This is a genomic window from Rummeliibacillus sp. GQ308 (genome assembly GCF_059759115.1).
On record NZ_JCAXDQ010000001.1, the window covers coordinates 1,145,563 to 1,165,762 of the forward strand.

Here is a 20,200-nt window from a genome sequence, read left to right on the forward strand (position 1 = left end):
GGAAACACCTATGGCGGACAAGTCTAAACGTTCAAATGACGAAAAAGAAGTAAAAGAATTGGATTTAGAACATACATTAGAAGAAACCAAAAAAATCTTGCTTGAAACAGGTAAAAAAAATGGTGAATTAACTTATGCAGAAATTGCTGATAAGCTGCAAACATATGAAATGGAAGCAGACCAGGTAGAAGAATTCATCGACAAGCTCGAATCGAATGGCATCGAACTAGGCGGAAAAGACGGAGACGAAGAGAATCTTGATCGCTTGCTAAAAGGAAATGCCGAAGAAGAAACGTTTGACTTGAATGATTTAAGTGTTCCTCCAGGCGTAAAAATAAATGACCCTGTTCGAATGTATTTAAAAGAAATTGGACGAGTTGACTTATTAAGCGCGAAAGAGGAAATTGCTTTAGCTGAACGTATTGAACAAGGCGATGATGAAGCGCGCAAACGGTTGGCAGAAGCTAACTTAAGGTTAGTAGTAAGTATTGCCAAAAGATATGTTGGTCGCGGAATGCTTTTCTTGGATCTTATCCAAGAAGGAAATATGGGCTTAATCAAAGCAGTAGAAAAATTCGACTACCGTAAAGGATTCAAATTCTCTACGTACGCTACATGGTGGATTCGCCAAGCGATTACACGTGCAATAGCCGACCAAGCTCGTACTATTCGTATTCCAGTGCACATGGTAGAGACTATCAATAAATTGATTCGTGTGCAACGCCAGCTACTTCAAGATTTAGGGCGCGAACCAACACCTGAAGAAATTGGTGAAGAGATGGATTTAACACCAGAAAAAGTGCGTGAAATCTTGAAAATCGCCCAAGAGCCTGTTTCACTTGAAACACCAATCGGCGAAGAAGATGATTCTCATTTAGGCGATTTCATCGAAGATTCAGAAGCGCAATCGCCATCTGATCATGCGGCATATGAGCTTTTAAAAGAGCAGTTAGAAGATGTATTAGATACATTGACAGACCGAGAAGAGAATGTCCTTCGCCTTCGTTTCGGTTTAGATGACGGCCGTACTCGTACACTAGAAGAAGTAGGTAAAGTCTTCGGTGTAACAAGAGAACGTATCAGACAAATTGAAGCGAAAGCGCTAAGAAAATTGCGCCATCCTTCACGCAGTAAGCGATTAAAAGATTTCTTAGAATAACAGTGGGCACCTGATTGTTAATCAATCAGACGTTTACAGGAGAAATTCTCTAAATCATCTTTCTTATACAGTAAGATTTAAATCATAGTATAAAATCAGACCATGATTATCAAAGCTATACAGGCAGCTTGGCTCAACTATTTCTTCAAGGGAGAGCACATAGAGAAGTTGTCCGTGAGTGCAATAATTAAAAGGCACCTATTTAATTAGGTGCCTTTTTTAAAGGTGAAAATCAAAGAGCTTAACAAGTTCGAGGTGAATGGATGAATAGTCAAAAAAAAGAAGTCATATTGAGCGAGATTGCGTTTTGGAAAGAAAATAAACTGTTACCGGAGCAATACTGTGATTTTCTCACAACTCTCTACACAGCTGGAGAAGATAGCAAGGATTTCTCTATAGATGAAGTAAGCGCATCCACTTCCATATTAGCCAAAGGCTCAGTAAAAATGATTTGGAAAAAAAGCCTAACAATTGCTGGTATCCTTTTGTTATTGATTGCACTTTTTTATTTACAAGCGCCTCTCGTTTTTATTCCGCTTGCCATTAGTATTGCAGCCATCATTGGGATCATTATATTGATTTTTCGGTTGTCTCCTAATAGAGCTATTAGTACAACATTTGCATACGCAACAATCGCTCTTCTGCTCTTTGGGATATCGATAAAAGGAGCAAATATTTTCTTTGAAGGCCAATCAATGGTGTTATATGGTGTTTTGATAGGGAATTGTGTTCTATGGATTATCTCTGGTATATGGTTACACTTAATTTATTTCCTTATTTCAGGTGGGTTAGGCCTTTTAGTTTTAATTATTTATTATTTCATATAGTAATAGAAACTAGAAAATCTGTGTGACTTTAAAATTGGATTAGGAAGCATAACGATGAATAAAGTGTAGAAAATAAGGATGTAGGTATATGACCATTGAAATGGCTTTCCTACAAAATAGGACAGAGAAATGGACGAAGGTGATACTAATAAGAGAAAATGCAAGAAAAATTTATTTTTTTTGTGTCAAATATGGCAATTTTGTCACAAACGATTGAAAACTTCTTCAGAAGGTCTTTCCGTTTCTTGCGGAATGAAGTACAATATTAAGTGTTGACTGATTCTATTTATAGAAATAGATTGAACTTATGAGGGAGGGTAAATTGATGAAAAATCCTATTATTCCGTATATCTTAATCATGGCTTTTGGCTTAGGTTTAATCTTCTTCATGTCTATTGACGGAGCAGATAAAAAAGCTGAAATCGCTAAAGGCGGAGACAAAGAAAAAACTGAACAAACAGAAGGCAAATCAGCTTCAGGCGAAGCAGATCCTGAAGCAATTGCTCAACAAAAATGTATCTCTTGCCACGGAGACAACCTTAAAGGTAATGTAGGTCCTAACTTACATGGCACAGGTTTATCTGAAGCAGAAGTTAAAGACATCTTAACTAAAGGTAAAGGCGGCGGCATGCCAGCTGGTTTAGTTCAAGGCGCTGAACTTGATGCAATGGCAAAATATATCTCTGGATTAAAATAATTAATTCTCGACTATTTTGCAAACCCTTATCCAACGTGGATAAGGGTTTTTTTGCATACAAATACTATCTATTATCAGTTACAATATAAGATGAAAGGACGGGACTTTATATGAATGCTCAAAAATTATCCAAACGGCTTCAAACAGTAGCCTCTTTTGTACCAGAGAAAGCCATTGTGGCTGATATAGGGAGTGACCATGCTTATTTGCCGTGTTACTTAGTGTTGCAGGGGGTTATACATAGAGCCATTGCTGGTGAAGTGGTGAAAGGCCCTTATGAATCCGCATGCAACGAAGTAAGAAAAGAACAATTGCAAGAAAGTATTGCTGTTCGATTTGCTGATGGCCTACAAGCTATAGAAAAAGAGGATGGCGTCACAGCTATTACAATTGCAGGTATGGGAGGTCCGCTAATTGCTTCCATATTAGAAAAAGATGCTGAACGTTTGCAGGGAGTAGAGCGCCTGATCCTCCAGCCGAATATTCATGCGATAGCTATCCGTGAATGGGCAATGGCAAATGGCTGGAAGATTATAAATGAGGAAATACTGAAGGAAGACGAAAAAATCTATGAAGTGCTTGTTCTAGAACGAGGAGAAGAATCGTTAAACACAGTACAATTACTATTAGGCCCCGTACTCTATAAAGAGAAAAATGCTGTCTTTAAAGAGAAGTGGCAACATGAAATAAATCAATGGCTACAAGTACTAGAAGCATTAAAACAAGCAGAACCAACTACAGCTATTGCAGAGAAAGAAAGAGAACTTCAACAGAAAATAGAACTGGTCAAGGAGGTTTTGAAAGATTGAAAGTAGCGAATGGGCAACAAATCATTAGTATTTTTGAAACATGGTCTCCTAAAAAGTTAGCGGCAATGGAAGGTGATCCCATTGGCTTAGCTATTGGCACCTTAAATAAGCCAATAAAAAAAGTATTGGTCACTTTGGATGTGAATACACAAGTGGTTGATGAGGCAATTGAAAATCAATGTGAATTAATTATTGCACACCATCCGCCTATCTTCCGAAAATTAGCGAATATGCGCACTGATTCGCCACAAGGCCAACTGATAGAAAAATGCATCAAGCATGATATTGCAGTCTATGCAGCACATACGAATCTTGATGTAGCAGAAGGCGGAGTAAACGATTTATTAGCAGAAGCCTTACAATTAGAAAACTGTGAAACCCTTGTGCCAACATATACGGAAAGATTGTATAAGCTAGCGGTCTATATACCAACTGATTATGCTGAAGCATTAAGACAAGCGCTAGCAGGAGCTGGGGCTGGTCAAATTGGCGACTATGACTCCTGTAGTTATACCCTTGAAGGTGAAGGCAGATATAGAGCGCAAGAAGGTGCTAATCCATTTGCAGGAAAACTCGGTAAGCTTCATCTAGAGGAAGAAGTGAAGATTGAAGTCGTGGTCCCAGAAGGCAAGAAAAATAAAGTCCTACGTGCGATGCTGAATGCTCATCCATATGAAGAGCCAGCGTATGATTTGTTTGTTCTTGAGACACCTGCAAAAGAAATGGGGCTTGGTCGGATTGGTACGATTCATCCAATGACCTTGCAAGACTTTGCAGAACATGTAAAAGCAAGACTGAAGGTAAAAGCTGTACGTGTAGTTGGTGATTTATCTTCAAATATTTCAAAAGTAGCAGTGCTCGGTGGCGATGGCAACAAATATATATTTGATGCGAAACGAGCAGGAGCAGATGTCTTTGTAACAGGTGACTTGTATTTCCATGTTGCACAAGATGCAGAAAACTTAGGCCTCCACGTGGTTGACCCTGGGCACCATGTAGAATCGATCATGAAAATAGGTGTTTCAAAAAAGATGGACGAACTATGCAAAGAGCAAAAAATTGATTGCACATTTATCCCTTCAAAACTCTCTACTGAGCCATTTCAATTTATTTAAACCAGTTAAGACTCAAATGAACATGGAAATACAAAAGCCATGTTTATTTGAGTTATATAATGGAGTCTTTTAAAAAAATGGTGACTCGAAAGGTATCTAACATGAATTTAAAATTACAACTTAATCAATTAAAGAATCGGAATATTGGAACTTTTGTTAAAGCTGACTTAAAATATTTAATTCAAAATATGTTGGATAATATAGGATCAGTTGACCCGGAACTAAGAGATAATCTAATATATCCAACATTTATAAGAATATTTAATGAAAATTTATTAACCTTTGAGCAATATTGTTCTATTTTGGAAATCTGTTTAGATGAGAACCATCTGTTCTATAAGATTGGCGAATTAAATACAGATTCAGTTTTCACTCGCTCATTTTCTTCTTTACTCATTACCGGGATATTAACAAAAGATAGTGAATTGAACTTTTTAACGCTGAAGAATTTAGAATGTGTAATGAACAGAGCCATTATTTATATGAATGTCGAGATGGATACAAGAGGATATGTAGAAAAAAAGGGGTGGGCTCACAGTATTGCACATGGAGCGGACTTATTAGCATCTCTTGCAAGTCATCCTAAGATAATAGAGGAACTACAATTCTCAAAAATTCTTCAAACAGTCCAACAGTGTTTGTTTAAAGATGCAACCTATATTGACGATGAAGATGAGCGGTTAATCTTTGTGATAGAAGCATTATTGGAAAAAGGACAAAGCGAGAAGGAATTAGAACAATGGGTGTTGCAAATATTTAATAGCTTAGATTTGATATTTGAGAAAGAAGGATTCTCAAATAAATTTTTCCAGACCAAGTTCAATGTCGCAAACTTCATTAAAACCTTCTATTTTAGGATTGGATTTAAATATGGAGATTGTCGCATAAGAGAATTGATGGCAGAGAAATTAAAGGACCTACATCATAGGGTGTATGCTTAGTCATCGAAGATTCGTAGATTGTTAATAGGAGAGGTAATGATGGAGTTAAAAGAAAAATTATATCTTTATGCAGAGCAATTAATCAAGGATAGATACCCAACAGGTTGGGGGGGGCCGCAGCGATGGCATTAGACGATGGTACAATCTTGACGAGTATAGCGCCTGAAGTGATTAACGCATCTACTGAACTTTGTATAGAAACAGGTGCAATACTAGAAGCTCATAAGCTGAACAAAAGGGTAACACATTCCATCTGTTTAGTTCGAGATGATACAGCTGCAGACATCAAAGTCTTATCACCTTGTGGAGTGTGCCAAGAAAGACTATTCTACTGGGGGCCGTCTGTTATGGTTGCAGTTAGTTTGGCAGGGAAAGATATTGTCTATAAACCGTTATCAGAAATGCAACCCTATCACTGGACTGCCGCATATCCAGAGGAAGAGTTTTTCAACTAAATGGTGTGAGATTTGTTCGTGAAGGAGAATGTTAAATTAATGGAAATCAGAAGACCGAATGATTTGGAATACCAAAAGATTTTATTATTAACACCACAAGCTATACACGATGGTACTATGGGTGGGATCATACCGACAGATGTAAAAGTCAAACAACTTGTTGAGCCTTTATTGGAAAAGGGAAGTTACTATTTAATTGCAACGGAAGACGGTACCTTAATGGGTTGGATCCTTATAGGTAGTAGTAAAGATCAATTTACTGAAAAAGCATATGGATTTATTTATGAATTGTTTGTAATAGAAGAATTTAGAGGTAAAGGAATATCAAAAAAATTGATGACAACTGCGACCGAAAATTTCGAAAGAGACGGATATTTAGAAGCACGTTTAAGCGTATATGCAGGAAATCAAGCTGTTAAACTGTATGAAAAAATGGGATATAAAAATAGAACTATTACAATGAGTATGCCAATTAAGTCAAATTCAAAACTAAAATAAAGGAGAGATTAAATGTTTCCTATATTAGAGACAGATAGAATAACTCTGCGAGAATTAACGGATACAGATGTATATGATATTTTCGCTTGCCTTTCCAATAAAGAAGTCACACGATTTTATGGGTCAGAACCATTAAACAGCGCAAAAGAAGCAAAAGAATTAGTAGAGTTTTTTAAGAAAAATTATAATGAAGAAAGAGGCATAAGGTGGGGGATTGAGCGAAAAGGAACAAAAGGTATAATTGGTACAATTGGATACCATGCTTGGTCTCAAAAACATAAAAGAGCTGAAATTGGATATGAGATTCATCCGGAGTACTGGAGGAAAGGTTACACTTCTGAGGCAATATCAAAAGTAATTTCATTTGGTTTTAATACGATGGGCTTAACACGTATAGGAGCAATTGTTTTCCTAGAAAATGAAGCATCTAATAAATTATTAGAAAAAGTCGGTTTTCAAAAAGAGGGAATTTTAAGAGGGTATATATATCAACAAGGAAAAGCATACGATACTAATGTTTATTCTCTTCTTAAGAGATAATTGAATCCTCTAATGTACAGTTAGGAAGATAGCCTGCCTCGCTAGCTGTATAAGCTGTGCCTCACGCATCTAACCAAAAAAGCCTTCTGTTAGAAAAACAGAAGGCTTATTTATGGATCACTCATGAAATCTGAGATTGCCCGTAATTATCCTTTTGGTAAGATCTTTGTCACAGGTGAAGGTTGTTTGATTTTCGGTAGAATTTTGTCTAGTGTGACAGAACGGCTTAAGTCATGTGTAGCAGGATTCGCAGGATCGTATTGGTCTAAGAATTTAATAACCTCTTTAACTATTGGCGTTGGCGTAGAAGCGCCTGCTGTCACGCCGACTTTTTCAACTCCATCCAACCATTCTAGTTTTAATTCTGAAAGATCAGCGATACGGTACGATTTCGTTTGGGCTATTTCTTCAGAAACCTGTGTCAGGCGGTTAGAGTTATTGCTTTTCGGGTCTCCGACTACGATGAGCAAATCTGCTTCACCAGCTTGTGTTGCCACAGCTTCTTGGCGGACTTGTGTCGCTAAGCAAATTTCCTTATGAACTTCTATGTTAGGATATTTTTCCTTTAAACGTTCCATTAAATGTGATACATCCCATTGACTCATCGTCGTTTGGTTTGTAACCAATATTTTATCGTTCGTTAGTTGAAGCGCCTCGATATCCTCAATATTTTGTACAAGATGGACATGATCAGGAGCTACCCCAATTGCACCTTCAGGCTCAGGATGGCCTTTCTTCCCAATATAGATTATATCATAGCCTTCTGCTGACTTTTCTTTGATTAAATCGTGCGTTACAGTCACGTCGGGACAAGTGGCATCAATAGCAATTAGCCCTTTTTCGGACGCTAATTTTCGCACTTCTGGCGATACACCATGTGCAGTAAAAATAACTGTGCCTCCATCGACTTTTTCCAAAATTTCCAAACGATCTTTTCCATCTAATGTAATGATCCCGTCACTCTCAAATGCATCAGTTACATGCTTGTTATGAACGATCATTCCAAGTATATATATAGGCCTTGGCAATGTTTTATCCATTGCAGCATTGCGAGCGATAACCATCGCATCTACAACACCGTAACAATAGCCTCTAGGTGTAATTTTAATGACTTGCATAATTGGACCCCTTTCAATGCTCACTATTACCATTATAACGGAGTCCTTAATCTAATACAAAATTATCGACTAGAAAGGAGGCTGAAAGATGCGTGGTCTTGAAGCTCTTGGCGTTTGGATAAAATTCTGGCCACCTGTTGAGGAGGAACCTGTATTACCTGTATTCAAGTTAGATGCGCCTCCTGAAGTACCTCCACTTGCTGCCCTGGCTGTTGCTCCACCTCCAGAGTTAGCATCAGGCATTGATTGGAATCCTTTATAAAGCTTATACATAGCCGGTATATTTTGGAACATAGGTGAGATTTGTTTTACCATTGGTGAGTATTTTTGATAGGTATTATAAAGCTGATCGGCTGTATTCATATATTGTTCAAGTTTCGCAAAACCTCCGCCAAACAATCCAGCTGCACCTGTTGCTGCTGCTGCCTCAGTTGCTGCGACACCAGCTACTTCAGGCCCAGCGCCTATACCATCTCCAGCTTCTACACCACCCAAGTTTTCAGCAACTACTGATTCTTCTGCTACGTTCACTGATCCCCGTGATGCAGCAGCTCCTCTTGGGCCTCGGGGTACAGGAGCCATCCGAGGAGGACCTCCAGCCATCATTCCAGGCCCACGCATACCATAAGGTGGCATACCTGGCGCAGGGTAGTAAGTTTCATTATTATTTTGTTTGTTACCTCCTGTTAATGTGTTTTTTAAATTTTGTAAAAGGCCCCCGCCTTTCTTTCTAGGTTTTTGTCCTGTTGCTTGCGGAAATCCTGTATTTGCAATCGGGTATGGCCTATACATATTCGGTTGGTAAGGTGAAGGCGGCCTCAGCGTCTGATTGGTTGTATACATCGGATAATTACGTTGAGCTGGATTGCCGTATGGAAAAAAGGATGGGTGAACCATATGATTACTCCTTTCATATTCTTAAATAAAGTAAACCTTTAATCGATCGAAAAATTACTCCTCCTTTAAGCGGGGTAAACAAAAAACCATAGGAAAAATCGCCAACAGAATTGACGAAAGTGCTATTAATAGATATCATATGCAAATGGCTACTTTAATGTACGAATCATGTTACAATGAGTGAAGGAAGTTAGGAGGGACAAATGAATGTCCAAGTATAGTGATTACAATTTTCAACCATTTTTGCGAGAGGCAATCAAAGAACTCGGTTTTACTGAGCCAACGCCAATCCAAAAAGAAATGATTCCGCTGATTTTAAAAGGAAAAAGCGCAATCGGACAAGCTCACACAGGAACTGGCAAAACGCATAGTTTTTTAATTCCTATTGTAGAGCGTATTAAGCAAGACGAGCAAAAGGTACAAGCAGTTATTACTGCACCAACTAGAGAGCTTGCTACTCAAATACATGCAGAGTTAATGAAGATAATCGAAAAAACTGATATCCACGCTAAATTATTTATAGGTGGTACGGATAAACAGCGTTCAATCGATAAATTAAAGTCTCAGCCTCAAATTGTGGTAGGGACACCTGGGCGTATACGCGACCTCGTGAAAGAACAAGCGTTGCTTGTGCATACTGCATCTATTTTAGTTGTAGATGAAGCAGACCTAGCATTTGATATGGGCTTTATTGAGGATATTGACCAATTTGCGACCCAAATGCCTGAAAACCTTGAAATGTATGTTTTCTCCGCAACAGTGCCAGAGAGCTTACAGCCTTTCTTAAGAAAATATATGGAAGCACCTGTTCATATTCACATGAACGACAAAAAACCAGTAGCAGAAAATATTGATTTCTACTTAATTCCAACAAGAAGCAAATCACGCAATACAAAACTCTTAGAGGTTATGGATGCTATTAATCCGTATTTAGCGATTATTTTTACCAATACTCGTAAGCAAGCTGAAGCAGTAGCGAATTTCCTTTCGAGCAATGGGAAACGTGTTGGACGGATTCACGGTGATTTGCCGCCGCGCGATCGTAAAAAAATGATGAAGCAAATTCGGGATTTAGAATTCCAATATATCGTTGCTACTGACTTAGCAGCCCGTGGTATTGATATCCCAGGTGTTAGCCATGTAATAAACTACGAATTACCGCAGGATTTAGAATTCTTTATACACCGTGTTGGCCGTACTGCACGTGCAGGCAACAAAGGGCTTGCCATTACATTATTTGAGCCTTCAGATGAAGATGCTATTGTACGAGTAGAAAAAATGGGGATTCCTTTTGTACCAAAAGATATTAAAAATGGCGAAATTATTGAAATGAAAGAGCGTCATGCGCGTCAAAATCGTGAAAAGAAAGTGGATGAGATCGACCAAATTGCAAAATCTCGTGTCCGCAAGCCTAAAAAGGTCAAACCAGGATATAAACGTAATATGCGTTGGGAAATGGATAAAATCAAGAAAAAAGAACGACGTAAACGTAACCGCAATCGTTAGAAAGGGGACTTTTCATTATGTTAATTGGTTCTCACGTCTCCATGAGCGGCAAAAAAATGTTGCTGGGATCAAGTGAAGAGGCGGCTTCATACGGGGCTACTACTTTTATGATTTATACAGGCGCCCCCCAAAATACGCGCAGAAAGGCAATTGAAGATTTAAATATTGAAGCAGGCCTTGCGCATATGAAAGAAAATGGTTTATCAAATATTGTAGTACATGCACCGTATATAATTAATATAGCGAATACGACCAAGCCTGAAGTTTTTGCGCTAGGTGTCGATTTTCTACAAAAAGAAATCGAGCGGACCGCAGCTATTGGTGCAAATCAAATTGTATTGCATCCTGGAGCCCATGTTGGAGCAGGAGCAGAAGTCGGCATTGCTAAGATTATTGAAGGCCTGAATGAAGTCTTATCACAAGACTATCCGGTACAAATTGCATTAGAAACTATGGCTGGCAAAGGATCTGAGTGTGGACGCACTTTTGAAGAGCTGGCTAAAATTATTGATGGCGTTACAAACAATGAACGGCTATCTATATGTTATGACACATGCCATACACATGATGCGGGTTATGATATTATTAATGACTTTGATGGTGTATTAACGAATTTTGACAAAGTTATAGGTCTTGATCGTATTAAAGTGTTGCATGTTAATGATAGCAAAAATGTTAGTGGTGCTGCAAAAGACCGCCATGAAAATATAGGCTTTGGTCATATTGGATTTGATGCGTTAAGCCGTATTGTTCATCATGAAGCATTTGAGCAAATTCCTAAAATCCTAGAAACACCATGGGTAGGGAAAGATGCTAAAACCAAAAAAGCGCCATATGCATACGAAATTGAAATGCTGCGTACAGGGCAGTTTATGCCAGAAAAAATCGATGCATTACGTGGTGAGCAAGATTAGTTACTAGAAAAATAAAGCCTTTACCTTTAATTTAGGGTAAGGGCTTTTGTTATCCTAATAATGAATAAAGGAGGAGTCATAATTAATGGGAAACATTCTAAACAAAGCTTTTCCAATTTCTTTAAAGCAAGAAGTAAAATACATACAAAAAAAATTGCCTTTAAAGCTATTTAGTCAAAATTTTTCACATCCATTTCAGATATTTGTAGATCAAGAAAATTTATTTATTCCGGAACGTATTTATTTTAACGAGATCTCTAAAGATGTATATGAAAGCTTAAGCATTACCCAAAAAACAATAGCTGACTGCATATATACTAGACATTGTGATGGATTTGTAAGAGAAAAATATCTTACTAACCTTTTGGAGAGGGGGCATTACGACTACTGGGTGACACCTTTTATTATAAAATTAACAGGAGAGTATGTAATAGAGATTTTAAGCAGAATTCAAAAACAGGTAGACCAATTAAACGATGCTTTTATAAAGGATTTTTTTCTGGAAAACCCATCATTTCATTATCTTATTACACAAAGAATCATAAGCTACTGGAATTATTATTACCGATGGGACTATTCGAAAGAGATTTATGTTGGGTTTGATTTAATTAAGTATTACACAGATTGTATAGAATCATAGAGAGCGAAAAGTAATTGGATTATCAGATTTTTATAAATAAATGGATACTCTAAATTCACTACTCTTATAAAAGAAGAATATAATGTATTAGTGTATTTCGAAGAAGATTCACTAAGTTACTATTACTTTAATGAAATAAATCGCTTGCTAAAACTCGATGGTTTATTGTAAGGTAGTTCCAAAACAGGCAGCTAGATGACTGTTCTAAAAGTAAAAGGGGTTGGGTTAAAACTATGAACAATTCAAGCAACCAATTGATTGATAATGCGGAAGTAGAAGGTAGGAACGCAACAGGGGGTAAGTATAGTATAGAAAATTTTAAAGATGTAGTTTTGAAAAAGATTCCCTTACCTAACTGTGACCAAACTCTTCAAATCGAGCCTGTACTGTCGGAAGATGGATGGGCAAAAGCAATATGGACAATAGATGAAAAATTCGTCAATGGTATTGGCGTCACAATGGGTGGATTTGTTGCTGCAGCTACAGATACAATGATGGCTTATGCAATAGCAACTGAACTAAAGCAAGGCCAATCGTTTACTACAATTGATTTACATACCACATTTTTCCGACCGGTAGTTCCTGGTATAGCTGAGGTTGTCGCTAAAGTAGAAAGAAAAGGAAATAGAACAGCATATCTTACAGCAGAGGTAGTCCAAAATGATAAAAAATGTTGTAACAGTATCTCTACTATAATGATTTTAGATTAAAAAAGCGTAAAAGAGGAAATTAATATAGTAATCACCGTACTTAAAAAAGACTTTTAAAAGGGGGAGTGCTATCTTGTACAAGAAAGCTATTTTAGGAGTTTTATCAATATTAACGGTTATATTAAATATTATTTTTTTCTTTAGTATAAGAGGTCCAAATGCAAATCTAACTTTAGGTGTCTGTGTGTTTACTGTACTATCAGTGCTTGGGATAATTTTTGCTATAGCATCAAAAAAACTTTGGTTCATAGTATCAGGAGTGTTATTAAATAGCGCTGTTTTGGTTTTGTCATATTTCCTTTTAATTGCGATAGGCATTAGTGAATCATAAATTATGAAAAAATGTTTACAGTGTTACGTTCAAATATATCTGAATAAATAAAATTATCAGGAGACTCTTATGAGACTATTAGCATTATGTGATATATCGGAAGAAAAAGTTAAAGATTTTTTAAAGAAACAGTGGGGCAGCACAGAAATGGTTATTTCTTCTGGCGTTTTTGATTGTAGTAAGCTTGATGGTTTTGCTGTTGTAAATGATAAAGATCAAATCACTGGTTTAATTACCTACTATATGACTGAGAAAGAATGCGAAATAATTTCATTAGATAGTTTAGAAGAAAAGAAGGGGATAGGCACTTTATTGGTGGCTAGAGTGGAAGAAGAAGCTTTAGAAAATAAATGTACCCACGTAAAACTTATAACTACAAATGATAATTTATTAGCCATGAAATTTTATCAAAAAAGAGGATACTATCTAGCAGAATTATTAAAGAATGCTGTCGAAACTGCGAGAAAGATTAAACCACAGATTCCTTTTACAGGATACAATGATATACCAATTAGAGATGAAATCGTTTTAGAAAAGTTATTAAATAATGTGAGGCACAATTCAATTATATGAATTGTGCCATATTTTTTGTTAAAGATGGTTTAGATATTAGCTTTGTAAAAAGAGTGAACAATTATTCAGCTTATTGCCCTATTTGTTTGCTCGTTCACGGGCTTCTGATCCAAGGTTGTAGCATTCCGAATGACAGAAGGTCTCATAAGAATAGAAACAGTTAATATAAGTAGAAAGCTTGAGCCAAATAAAATCCAAGGAGCAGGAAGAACATCATAAAGAAATCCAAATAAAATCATGGCGGCTGGCATTAATGCCATAGCCATTGTTTCTAAAATAGAAAACACACGCCCTTTGTAATCATCATCGATTAGCCTCATCATAAGAACTTGCAGCGGCGTATTTATTAATGGTAATAAAGCACCATTTAGTAAAGATAGGGATGCATAAAACGCAAACATTCCTTCATAGGGGAGAGGAACAAGCAATGGTAGGGTTACCAATGACATTAAAATGCCTAATCCAGCAATGCCCCTTTTTGAAATGATAAGTGGTGATTGAAATTCCTTCCTTGCAGCTAAATATCCAGAGATGAACAGCATCCCGGCTGCCATAGCGCCTTCAATGAAACCAAAGTGAGAAGAAATGATTTTTAATTTCTCTATAAGTAAGAATGAATAACCTACTTGAAGCGCACCCATGAAAAAGTTTATAAGAAGAGCAGTCCATATGATGGCCATTAAAATGGGCTGAAGCCGTATATAAGAAATTCCATCTTTAATGCTGGCAAACATGGATTCTTTAGCAACTGTAGATTTTTCTACATTTCGATTTGCGAAAAGTGAAAAATTCATCGTTGATTCAATGATCGCGCCAAGTAATGAAGCAACTCCATAGATTGCAAGAAAGAAAGGTATAGATACAGCTCCGTATAACACTCCACCAATCGCAGGGCTTGCAACAGCTGCCATAGAAGAAGCCATTTGGTTTAAAGACATCGCCTTTTGAATTCGCTTTTCATCGACTAACCCAGTAATTGATGAAGTAAAACCAACGCTGGAAAAAGTAGATGCAATGGACAGAATAACAGTCGTAATATAAATTGCTGGTAAAGATAAAGTATAAAAAAGGCTATAGAGCAGCAATCCAAAAATAGCTACAGTGGAAACAAGCTGGGCTGCTATAACAATTACTTTCCGAGAATAAGTGTCTGCAATATAACCTGCAAAAGGTCCGATTAATGTTCGCGGTAGGATATTACAAATCAGATTAGTTGCAAAACTAGAAGCAGAGCCTGTCATTTTCAAAATATAAAAACTGATTGCAAATGCGTAGACTTGAGCTCCAAAAGTGCTGATCATCTTGCTAGCAGTAAATGTCCACAAATGGTAGGTAGCTTTTTTCAATTTCAAACCATCGTTCAAATTATTCAATCCTTTCTGAAAGTTTAATTTAATTAAACAAAGGATATCACAATTGACCTTTCATTTAAAGTGAAAGTTTAATATAATTAAACTAGTAAAATATAATAGGAGCTGAATCGCATGAATACTCTTGGCGAACGTATCCGCAATCTTCGTAAAAAACATCGATTAACATTAGAAGCATGTGCTGGAGACCAAATGACTAAGGGAATGCTTAGCTTAATCGAAAATAATAAGGCAAATCCATCTATCGAAAACTTACAATATCTAGCGCGACGATTGGAAGTTGAAATATCGGAATTATGGGGAGAAATAAGCATTCAGGAATTTCAGGAGTTATTGCACGAAGGAGAGCAACTCTTAAAAGAACAAGTTAAACCGGATTATAATGCTTGGATTGAGAAGATCAAGCCATTCTTACCAAAGCTTACACAAGGGTATGAGGCAGCAAGGCTGCTTGAGATTTACAGTCGAATTCTTCATTATCTGCAATTAGAGGGATGGCAGGATACAGCAGATCGAGCATCAGCTATTTATGATGATCTAAATATTACTGCTAGGCAAGCAGGCATGGTGTTGTTTCGTGTGAATGTATTATTTGCCCAACATCAGTATCAGGAAGCATTACAAAAATTATTGAATGAGCGCATGCTGATAGAGCGGCAAGGTGATTATATCGATGCACTTACAAAACTGGATTTAGATTATTATGAAGCTATTATGCGATTTGCAGTAGGGGATTCAAAAGAAGCTATTCGTGTCATGAATAAAGCAATTCATTATTCAAAAAAAGAGCGTATTTTTTATCGAATTGACCATTTATACAGATTAGCTGCATATCAGGCAATGAATGATAAAGATCAAGAAGCTTTTTATTATTATGAAAAGAAGCTACAGCAATACAGCGATTTTGCGGAAGATAACATTACGAAGTGGATTTTATGTTTTATTCAGATTCATTATGTAATAGACAATGATAAGGATTATACTAAAGCGTTAGAACTTATTAACAATGCGCTAGTTGAGCATGTTATGGATGAAGTATCGTTAGACTTTTTACGTATTGAAGAAGGAAAAGCATTATATGGTTTACAGCGCTATGAAGAAGCAATTGAAGTATTTAAAGGAGTTTGCATTCATCATTCCATTCACCATCCGTTTGATCTCTCAATACTGTATGTTAAAGATGCCTATAGGGCCTTATGTGAGCAGGTTATTGGAAACGAAAAAATAGCAAAGCAACTGGTAAAAATAGCGAAACAAAATATGCAGCTAATGCCTGATTCACCATATAAAGAATTTGTTGAAACCGTTTATTATCAAATCAATAAAGAGAATATATAAGAACAGAGAAGTGCACACTCTAACTATTTTCACAAGAATCGTTAGGGGGTGCTTTTTAAATAGAAGTGGGGCAACGTAAAATACGATAAATAGTCTTTTACTTTAAGGTTATCAACTAAACGAGAGAATTTACGAATAAGGTAGAAATTACTAACTGTTTACTAGACTTGAATTATCTGTTATGTTATATTGAAAATACAGTAAATAGTAAATTTTCTGAATTAAATTTAGTTAGCTAGTTGTAGGTGAAGGTTAAATGACAAAGCAATCGGTGAAAGAAAGAATTCTTGAAACAGCGTTAGATTTGTTTCATGAGAAAGGTTACCACGGCGTCACAATTGACAAAATAGTCGAAGCAGCACAGACATCAAAAGGCGGCTTTTATCATAATTATAAATCGAAAGACGCTCTTCTCTACGAGATACACGATGTTTTTATTTCCGTTGTCTTGAAAAAAACAAAGGAAGCTTATGATACGCATGAAACGCCGATTGAAAAAGTGGTAGCAATGTTGTATGCGTTTACATATGTTTTTGATTACTATCAACGGCATATTACTGTCTTCTATAACGAAGGAACGTATTTGCCGGATGAATACAAGGAGGTTATAAACGAAAAACGAACTGAATATCAGAAGCTAATTGAGCAAGTCATTAGTGATGGGGTAGAATTTGGTTCATTCCGAAAAGAAATTTCAACAAGTATGACCACAATGGCAATCATCGGTCTTGTCAACTGGACATATAAATGGTACAGGCAGAACGGACCAATGACAATGCAGCAAATCACATCTTATTTTAACGATATAATTCTACGGGGAATTGTAACAAAGGAAGGCTACGAAGAAGCATTAAAACAACAACTTTTGATTATTGAATAAGGGGATTTTCATTTTCTGTTTTACAAACCGACTAGTCGGTCTATACACAAGGGGGAAATAAAGATGAACTTTGAATTAACAAAAGAACAACGTATGATCCGTGATATGGTACGAGATTTTGCAAAAGCTGAAATTGAGCCATATGCTCGTGAACTAGATGAAACCCATTCATTTAGAAAAGAGAGCTTCGACAAAATGGGCGAATTAGGATTGCTCGGTATCCCATTCCCAGAAGAATATGGTGGGGCAGGCGGAGATATTGTTTCATATGCATTAGCAGTTGAAGAAATCGGACGTGCTTGCGGCGGTACTGGTTTAAGCTATGCAGCTGCAGTTAGCCTTGGCGCTACGCCTTTTTATAATTTTGGAACAGAAGAACAAAAACAAGAATTTTTAGTTCCGATGGCACAAGGTAAAACACTAGGTGCATTTGGATTAACGGAGCCGAATGCTGGATCAGATGCTGGAGGAACACGTACACGTGCCTATATAGATGGGGATGAATGGGTAATCAACGGAGAGAAATGTTGGATTACTAATGCGGAGTATTCCCGACAAGTAGTTGTTACAGCTGTTACAGGCCAAAATGAGAAAGGCAGAAATATTATTACTGCTATTATTGTGCCAACAAACACACCGGGTGTTACGATTCGTTCAAATTATCAAAAGATGGGTGTACGTGCATCTAATACATGCGAAATTATTTTAGAAAATGTGCGTGTACCAAGAGAGAATGTTCTAGGCGATGAGAAAAAAGGATTTGGCCAATTTTTAAATACATTAGACGGCGGCCGCATTTCTATTGCCGCATTATCAGTCGGCATTGCGCAGGCTGCATTTGAAAAAGCGCTAGCTTATTCTAAAGAACGTACACAATTCGGTCAATCCATATCCAAATTCCAAGGCATTAGCTTCAAATTGTCTGATATGGCAATGGAAATAGAACTTGCACGAAACATGGTTCTAAAAGCTGCTTGGTTAAAAGATAATGGTAAACCATTTAAAAAAGAGGCGGCATTTGCAAAACTCTTTGCTTCAGAGATGGGCTTTAGGACGTGTAACAAAGCCATCCAAATTCACGGTGGTTATGGTTACATGGCAGAATATGATGTTGAAAGACATCTGCGTGATATTAAGCTGATGGAGATTGGGGAAGGTACTTCTGAAATCCAACGAGTAGTCATATCTCGCTTGTTAGGCTGCTAAATTATCATAAAAGAGAATAAAGGGGGATTATGATGGCAGAACTTGTTTACCAAACGATAGGCGAATTATTGGATGAAAAAACTGCACTACTTCCACAAAATGAAGCGCTCGTATATGCAGATAGAGATATCCGCATGACTTACGCTGAATTTAATGACCATGCGAATGGCGTCGCAAAAGCATTAATGGCGATTGGGTTAGAAAAGGGAGATCATTTTGCCGTCTGGACAACAAATGTGCCAGAGTGGCCAGGTTTGCAGTTTGGCTCTGGAAAGATGGGTGCACCACTTGTAACTGTGAACACAAATTACCGTTCACAGGAGCTTGAGTACCTTCTGAAACAGTCTGATTCACGCGCGATTATTTTAATCGATCATTATCGCGACTATTCCTTTATTGAAACTATTTATGATATTTGCCCAGAACTCAAAACAAGTGAACCTGGAAAACTCCAAAGTGAAAGTTTGCCGTATTTAAAAACTGTTGTTGTCATTAGTGATCAAAGCTATCCCGGCACATATTCATATGATGAATTTTTGGCCAAAGGCAATGAAATAACAGATGAACAACTGTTAGAGCGAAAGAATTCTCTCTCTTATGAAGATGTCATTAATATTCAATATACATCTGGCACAACTGGTTTTCCAAAGGGTGTTATGCTGACGCATTCTAATTTGATTAACAATGGGATTAATATTGCAGAATGTATGAAGTTAACACATGAAGACAGACTCTGTATTCCTGTGCCATTTTTCCACTGTTTCGGTTGCGTAATCGGTACGCTCGCCATTACATCTGTCGGCGGTACAATGGTTCCTGTACAGGAATTTCATCCTGAAACAGTTCTCCGAACGGTTGAGAAAGAAAAGTGCACAGCTCTTCATGGCGTACCGACAATGTTTATTAGTGAACTCAATTTGCCGAATATTCATGAATTTGATCTTTCTTCACTTCGTACAGGTGTTATGGCAGGGTCTAACTGTCCAATTGAAGTCATGAAAGGTGTCATAAATGTGATGGGCATGGAAGATGTAACAATTTGTTACGGACAGACAGAATCATCTCCTGTTGTTACACAGACAAGGATTGAGGATCCTATTCAATTAAAAGTAGAGACAGTCGGTCGTGCATTGCCTAATGTGGAAGTAATTATCGCTAAACCAGGCACCAACGAAGAATTGCCGCGTGGAGAACAAGGTGAAATTTGTGCCCGTGGTTATGTTGTTATGAAAGGGTATTACCAAAATCCAGATGCTACACATGAAGCAATCGATGAAGATAACTGGCTTCATACAGGTGACCTGGGAACAATGGATGAAAATGGCTACCTACGTGTAACAGGTAGATTGAAAGATATGTTTATCCGTGGTGGGGAAAATGTTTACCCACGCGAGATAGAAGAATTTTTATATCAGCATCCAAAAGTACTTGACGTACAAGTTGCGGGTGTACCGGACGAAAAATACGGTGAAGAAGCAGCAGCTTGGGTTATTTTGAAGGATGGTCAAATAGCAACAGAAGAGGAGATTCGCACATTTTGTGATGGCAAGATCTCCAGACATAAAATACCGCGGTATATTTTCTTTATTGACGAGTATCCGATGACGGCGTCCGGAAAAATTCAAAAATATAAACTAAGAGAACAATTCAACGCACTCTCTCAATCAATTAACTAG

Annotated in this window: 21 protein-coding genes and 1 pseudogene; 19 read left to right on the forward strand and 3 right to left on the reverse strand. The window is 37.3% G+C overall.

The window, feature by feature from the left end; genetic code table 11:
* The first annotated feature begins 10 nt into the window (after positions 1 to 10).
* The 9 genes and pseudogenes from rpoD (at position 11) to AC6CHJ_RS05575 (ending at position 7,041) form a co-directional block, all read left to right on the forward strand.
* On the forward strand, positions 11 to 1,159 hold the full coding sequence (gene rpoD, locus AC6CHJ_RS05535; RefSeq protein WP_066786431.1) for an RNA polymerase sigma factor RpoD: 1,149 nt from the start codon (positions 11 to 13) through the stop codon (positions 1,157 to 1,159).
* Positions 1,160 to 1,422: 263 nt separating this feature from the next.
* Positions 1,423 to 1,986: a hypothetical protein gene (locus tag AC6CHJ_RS05540; RefSeq protein ID WP_498287601.1), complete on the forward strand. Its 564-nt coding sequence runs from the start codon at positions 1,423 to 1,425 to the stop codon at positions 1,984 to 1,986.
* Between the two features lie 322 nt (positions 1,987 to 2,308).
* Positions 2,309 to 2,683 carry a cytochrome c550 gene (gene cccA, locus AC6CHJ_RS05545; RefSeq protein WP_066786436.1) on the forward strand — a complete coding sequence of 125 codons (375 nt, stop codon included), beginning with the start codon at positions 2,309 to 2,311 and terminating at the stop codon, positions 2,681 to 2,683.
* A 110-nt stretch (positions 2,684 to 2,793) separates the two neighbouring features.
* On the forward strand, positions 2,794 to 3,492 hold the full coding sequence (locus AC6CHJ_RS05550; protein ID WP_147193744.1) for a tRNA (adenine(22)-N(1))-methyltransferase: 699 nt from the start codon (positions 2,794 to 2,796) through the stop codon (positions 3,490 to 3,492).
* Positions 3,489 to 4,607, forward strand: coding sequence for a Nif3-like dinuclear metal center hexameric protein (locus AC6CHJ_RS05555; protein WP_498287603.1), 1,119 nt, complete (start codon positions 3,489 to 3,491; stop codon positions 4,605 to 4,607). The genes AC6CHJ_RS05550 and AC6CHJ_RS05555 overlap by 4 nt, the downstream gene beginning before the upstream one ends.
* Positions 4,608 to 4,708: 101 nt before the next feature.
* Positions 4,709 to 5,548 carry a DUF2785 domain-containing protein gene (locus AC6CHJ_RS05560; RefSeq protein WP_498287605.1) on the forward strand — a complete coding sequence of 280 codons (840 nt, stop codon included), beginning with the start codon at positions 4,709 to 4,711 and terminating at the stop codon, positions 5,546 to 5,548.
* 39 nt (positions 5,549 to 5,587) lie between these two features.
* Positions 5,588 to 6,003, forward strand: a pseudogene (locus tag AC6CHJ_RS05565) (cytidine deaminase).
* Between the two features lie 39 nt (positions 6,004 to 6,042).
* Positions 6,043 to 6,501 (forward strand): GNAT family N-acetyltransferase, encoded by a 459-nt coding sequence (locus tag AC6CHJ_RS05570; protein WP_498287607.1) that lies wholly within the window; start codon positions 6,043 to 6,045, stop codon positions 6,499 to 6,501.
* A 12-nt stretch (positions 6,502 to 6,513) separates the two neighbouring features.
* Complete coding sequence (locus tag AC6CHJ_RS05575) at positions 6,514 to 7,041, forward strand: GNAT family N-acetyltransferase (protein WP_392994354.1); 528 nt, start codon at positions 6,514 to 6,516, stop codon at positions 7,039 to 7,041.
* Positions 7,042 to 7,187: 146 nt separating this feature from the next.
* Here the strand turns inward: AC6CHJ_RS05575 and AC6CHJ_RS05580 are convergent, their stop codons facing one another.
* The gene (locus tag AC6CHJ_RS05580; protein ID WP_147193732.1) at positions 7,188 to 8,159 is read right to left on the reverse strand and encodes a 4-hydroxy-3-methylbut-2-enyl diphosphate reductase; all 972 of its coding nucleotides are present in this window, start codon (positions 8,157 to 8,159) and stop codon (positions 7,188 to 7,190) included.
* Positions 8,160 to 8,228: 69 nt separating this feature from the next.
* The gene (locus AC6CHJ_RS05585; RefSeq protein WP_249775813.1) at positions 8,229 to 9,056 is read right to left on the reverse strand and encodes a YqfQ family protein; all 828 of its coding nucleotides are present in this window, start codon (positions 9,054 to 9,056) and stop codon (positions 8,229 to 8,231) included.
* Between the two features lie 207 nt (positions 9,057 to 9,263).
* Between AC6CHJ_RS05585 and AC6CHJ_RS05590 the strand changes: the two genes are divergently transcribed.
* The 6 genes from AC6CHJ_RS05590 to AC6CHJ_RS05615 all read left to right on the forward strand — a co-directional run bounded on the left by AC6CHJ_RS05590 (position 9,264) and on the right by AC6CHJ_RS05615 (position 13,730).
* Positions 9,264 to 10,562, forward strand: a complete 1,299-nt coding sequence (locus AC6CHJ_RS05590) for a DEAD/DEAH box helicase (RefSeq protein ID WP_498287609.1) — start codon at positions 9,264 to 9,266, stop codon at positions 10,560 to 10,562.
* 17 nt (positions 10,563 to 10,579) lie between these two features.
* Positions 10,580 to 11,476 (forward strand): deoxyribonuclease IV, encoded by an 897-nt coding sequence (locus AC6CHJ_RS05595; RefSeq protein ID WP_147193726.1) that lies wholly within the window; start codon positions 10,580 to 10,582, stop codon positions 11,474 to 11,476.
* 85 nt (positions 11,477 to 11,561) lie between these two features.
* Positions 11,562 to 12,116, forward strand: coding sequence for a hypothetical protein (locus tag AC6CHJ_RS05600; RefSeq protein ID WP_392994348.1), 555 nt, complete (start codon positions 11,562 to 11,564; stop codon positions 12,114 to 12,116).
* A 233-nt stretch (positions 12,117 to 12,349) separates the two neighbouring features.
* The gene (locus AC6CHJ_RS05605) at positions 12,350 to 12,826 is read left to right on the forward strand and encodes a PaaI family thioesterase (protein WP_392994346.1); all 477 of its coding nucleotides are present in this window, start codon (positions 12,350 to 12,352) and stop codon (positions 12,824 to 12,826) included.
* Between the two features lie 73 nt (positions 12,827 to 12,899).
* The gene (locus AC6CHJ_RS05610; protein WP_147193720.1) at positions 12,900 to 13,157 is read left to right on the forward strand and encodes a hypothetical protein; all 258 of its coding nucleotides are present in this window, start codon (positions 12,900 to 12,902) and stop codon (positions 13,155 to 13,157) included.
* A 69-nt stretch (positions 13,158 to 13,226) separates the two neighbouring features.
* Complete coding sequence (locus AC6CHJ_RS05615; protein WP_498287612.1) at positions 13,227 to 13,730, forward strand: GNAT family N-acetyltransferase; 504 nt, start codon at positions 13,227 to 13,229, stop codon at positions 13,728 to 13,730.
* Positions 13,731 to 13,795: 65 nt separating this feature from the next.
* On the opposite strand, the gene AC6CHJ_RS05620 is transcribed toward AC6CHJ_RS05615, so the two are convergent.
* The gene (locus tag AC6CHJ_RS05620) at positions 13,796 to 15,094 is read right to left on the reverse strand and encodes an MFS transporter (protein ID WP_392994342.1); all 1,299 of its coding nucleotides are present in this window, start codon (positions 15,092 to 15,094) and stop codon (positions 13,796 to 13,798) included.
* Between the two features lie 120 nt (positions 15,095 to 15,214).
* Between AC6CHJ_RS05620 and AC6CHJ_RS05625 the strand changes: the two genes are divergently transcribed.
* The 4 genes from AC6CHJ_RS05625 to AC6CHJ_RS05640 all read left to right on the forward strand — a co-directional run bounded on the left by AC6CHJ_RS05625 (position 15,215) and on the right by AC6CHJ_RS05640 (position 20,200).
* Positions 15,215 to 16,438 carry a helix-turn-helix domain-containing protein gene (locus AC6CHJ_RS05625; RefSeq protein WP_392994341.1) on the forward strand — a complete coding sequence of 408 codons (1,224 nt, stop codon included), beginning with the start codon at positions 15,215 to 15,217 and terminating at the stop codon, positions 16,436 to 16,438.
* A gap of 256 nt (positions 16,439 to 16,694) precedes the next feature.
* On the forward strand, positions 16,695 to 17,318 hold the full coding sequence (locus tag AC6CHJ_RS05630) for a TetR/AcrR family transcriptional regulator (protein WP_147193712.1): 624 nt from the start codon (positions 16,695 to 16,697) through the stop codon (positions 17,316 to 17,318).
* 63 nt (positions 17,319 to 17,381) lie between these two features.
* Positions 17,382 to 18,524, forward strand: a complete 1,143-nt coding sequence (locus AC6CHJ_RS05635) for an acyl-CoA dehydrogenase family protein (RefSeq protein WP_147193710.1) — start codon at positions 17,382 to 17,384, stop codon at positions 18,522 to 18,524.
* A 32-nt stretch (positions 18,525 to 18,556) separates the two neighbouring features.
* Positions 18,557 to 20,200 carry an AMP-binding protein gene (locus AC6CHJ_RS05640; protein WP_498287614.1) on the forward strand — a complete coding sequence of 548 codons (1,644 nt, stop codon included), beginning with the start codon at positions 18,557 to 18,559 and terminating at the stop codon, positions 20,198 to 20,200.

What these genes read in the sequence shown, in the direction of transcription:
- AC6CHJ_RS05625 (WP_392994341.1), top strand. Translation starts at nt 15,215, where the DNA reads ATGAATACTCTTGGCGAACGTATCCGCAATCTTCGTAAAAAACATCGA.
- AC6CHJ_RS05540 (WP_498287601.1), top strand. Translation starts at nt 1,423, where the DNA reads ATGAATAGTCAAAAAAAAGAAGTCATATTGAGCGAGATTGCGTTTTGG.
- AC6CHJ_RS05615 (WP_498287612.1), top strand. Translation starts at nt 13,227, where the DNA reads ATGAGACTATTAGCATTATGTGATATATCGGAAGAAAAAGTTAAAGAT.
- AC6CHJ_RS05600 (WP_392994348.1), top strand. Translation starts at nt 11,562, where the DNA reads ATGGGAAACATTCTAAACAAAGCTTTTCCAATTTCTTTAAAGCAAGAA.
- AC6CHJ_RS05580 (WP_147193732.1), bottom strand. Translation starts at nt 8,159, where the DNA reads ATGCAAGTCATTAAAATTACACCTAGAGGCTATTGTTACGGTGTTGTA.
- AC6CHJ_RS05635 (WP_147193710.1), top strand. Translation starts at nt 17,382, where the DNA reads ATGAACTTTGAATTAACAAAAGAACAACGTATGATCCGTGATATGGTA.
- rpoD (WP_066786431.1), top strand. Translation starts at nt 11, where the DNA reads ATGGCGGACAAGTCTAAACGTTCAAATGACGAAAAAGAAGTAAAAGAA.
- AC6CHJ_RS05605 (WP_392994346.1), top strand. Translation starts at nt 12,350, where the DNA reads ATGAACAATTCAAGCAACCAATTGATTGATAATGCGGAAGTAGAAGGT.
- AC6CHJ_RS05560 (WP_498287605.1), top strand. Translation starts at nt 4,709, where the DNA reads ATGAATTTAAAATTACAACTTAATCAATTAAAGAATCGGAATATTGGA.
- AC6CHJ_RS05630 (WP_147193712.1), top strand. Translation starts at nt 16,695, where the DNA reads ATGACAAAGCAATCGGTGAAAGAAAGAATTCTTGAAACAGCGTTAGAT.
- AC6CHJ_RS05550 (WP_147193744.1), top strand. Translation starts at nt 2,794, where the DNA reads ATGAATGCTCAAAAATTATCCAAACGGCTTCAAACAGTAGCCTCTTTT.
- AC6CHJ_RS05575 (WP_392994354.1), top strand. Translation starts at nt 6,514, where the DNA reads ATGTTTCCTATATTAGAGACAGATAGAATAACTCTGCGAGAATTAACG.
- AC6CHJ_RS05595 (WP_147193726.1), top strand. Translation starts at nt 10,580, where the DNA reads ATGTTAATTGGTTCTCACGTCTCCATGAGCGGCAAAAAAATGTTGCTG.
- AC6CHJ_RS05570 (WP_498287607.1), top strand. Translation starts at nt 6,043, where the DNA reads ATGGAAATCAGAAGACCGAATGATTTGGAATACCAAAAGATTTTATTA.
- AC6CHJ_RS05585 (WP_249775813.1), bottom strand. Translation starts at nt 9,056, where the DNA reads ATGGTTCACCCATCCTTTTTTCCATACGGCAATCCAGCTCAACGTAAT.
- AC6CHJ_RS05640 (WP_498287614.1), top strand. Translation starts at nt 18,557, where the DNA reads ATGGCAGAACTTGTTTACCAAACGATAGGCGAATTATTGGATGAAAAA.
- AC6CHJ_RS05590 (WP_498287609.1), top strand. Translation starts at nt 9,264, where the DNA reads ATGTCCAAGTATAGTGATTACAATTTTCAACCATTTTTGCGAGAGGCA.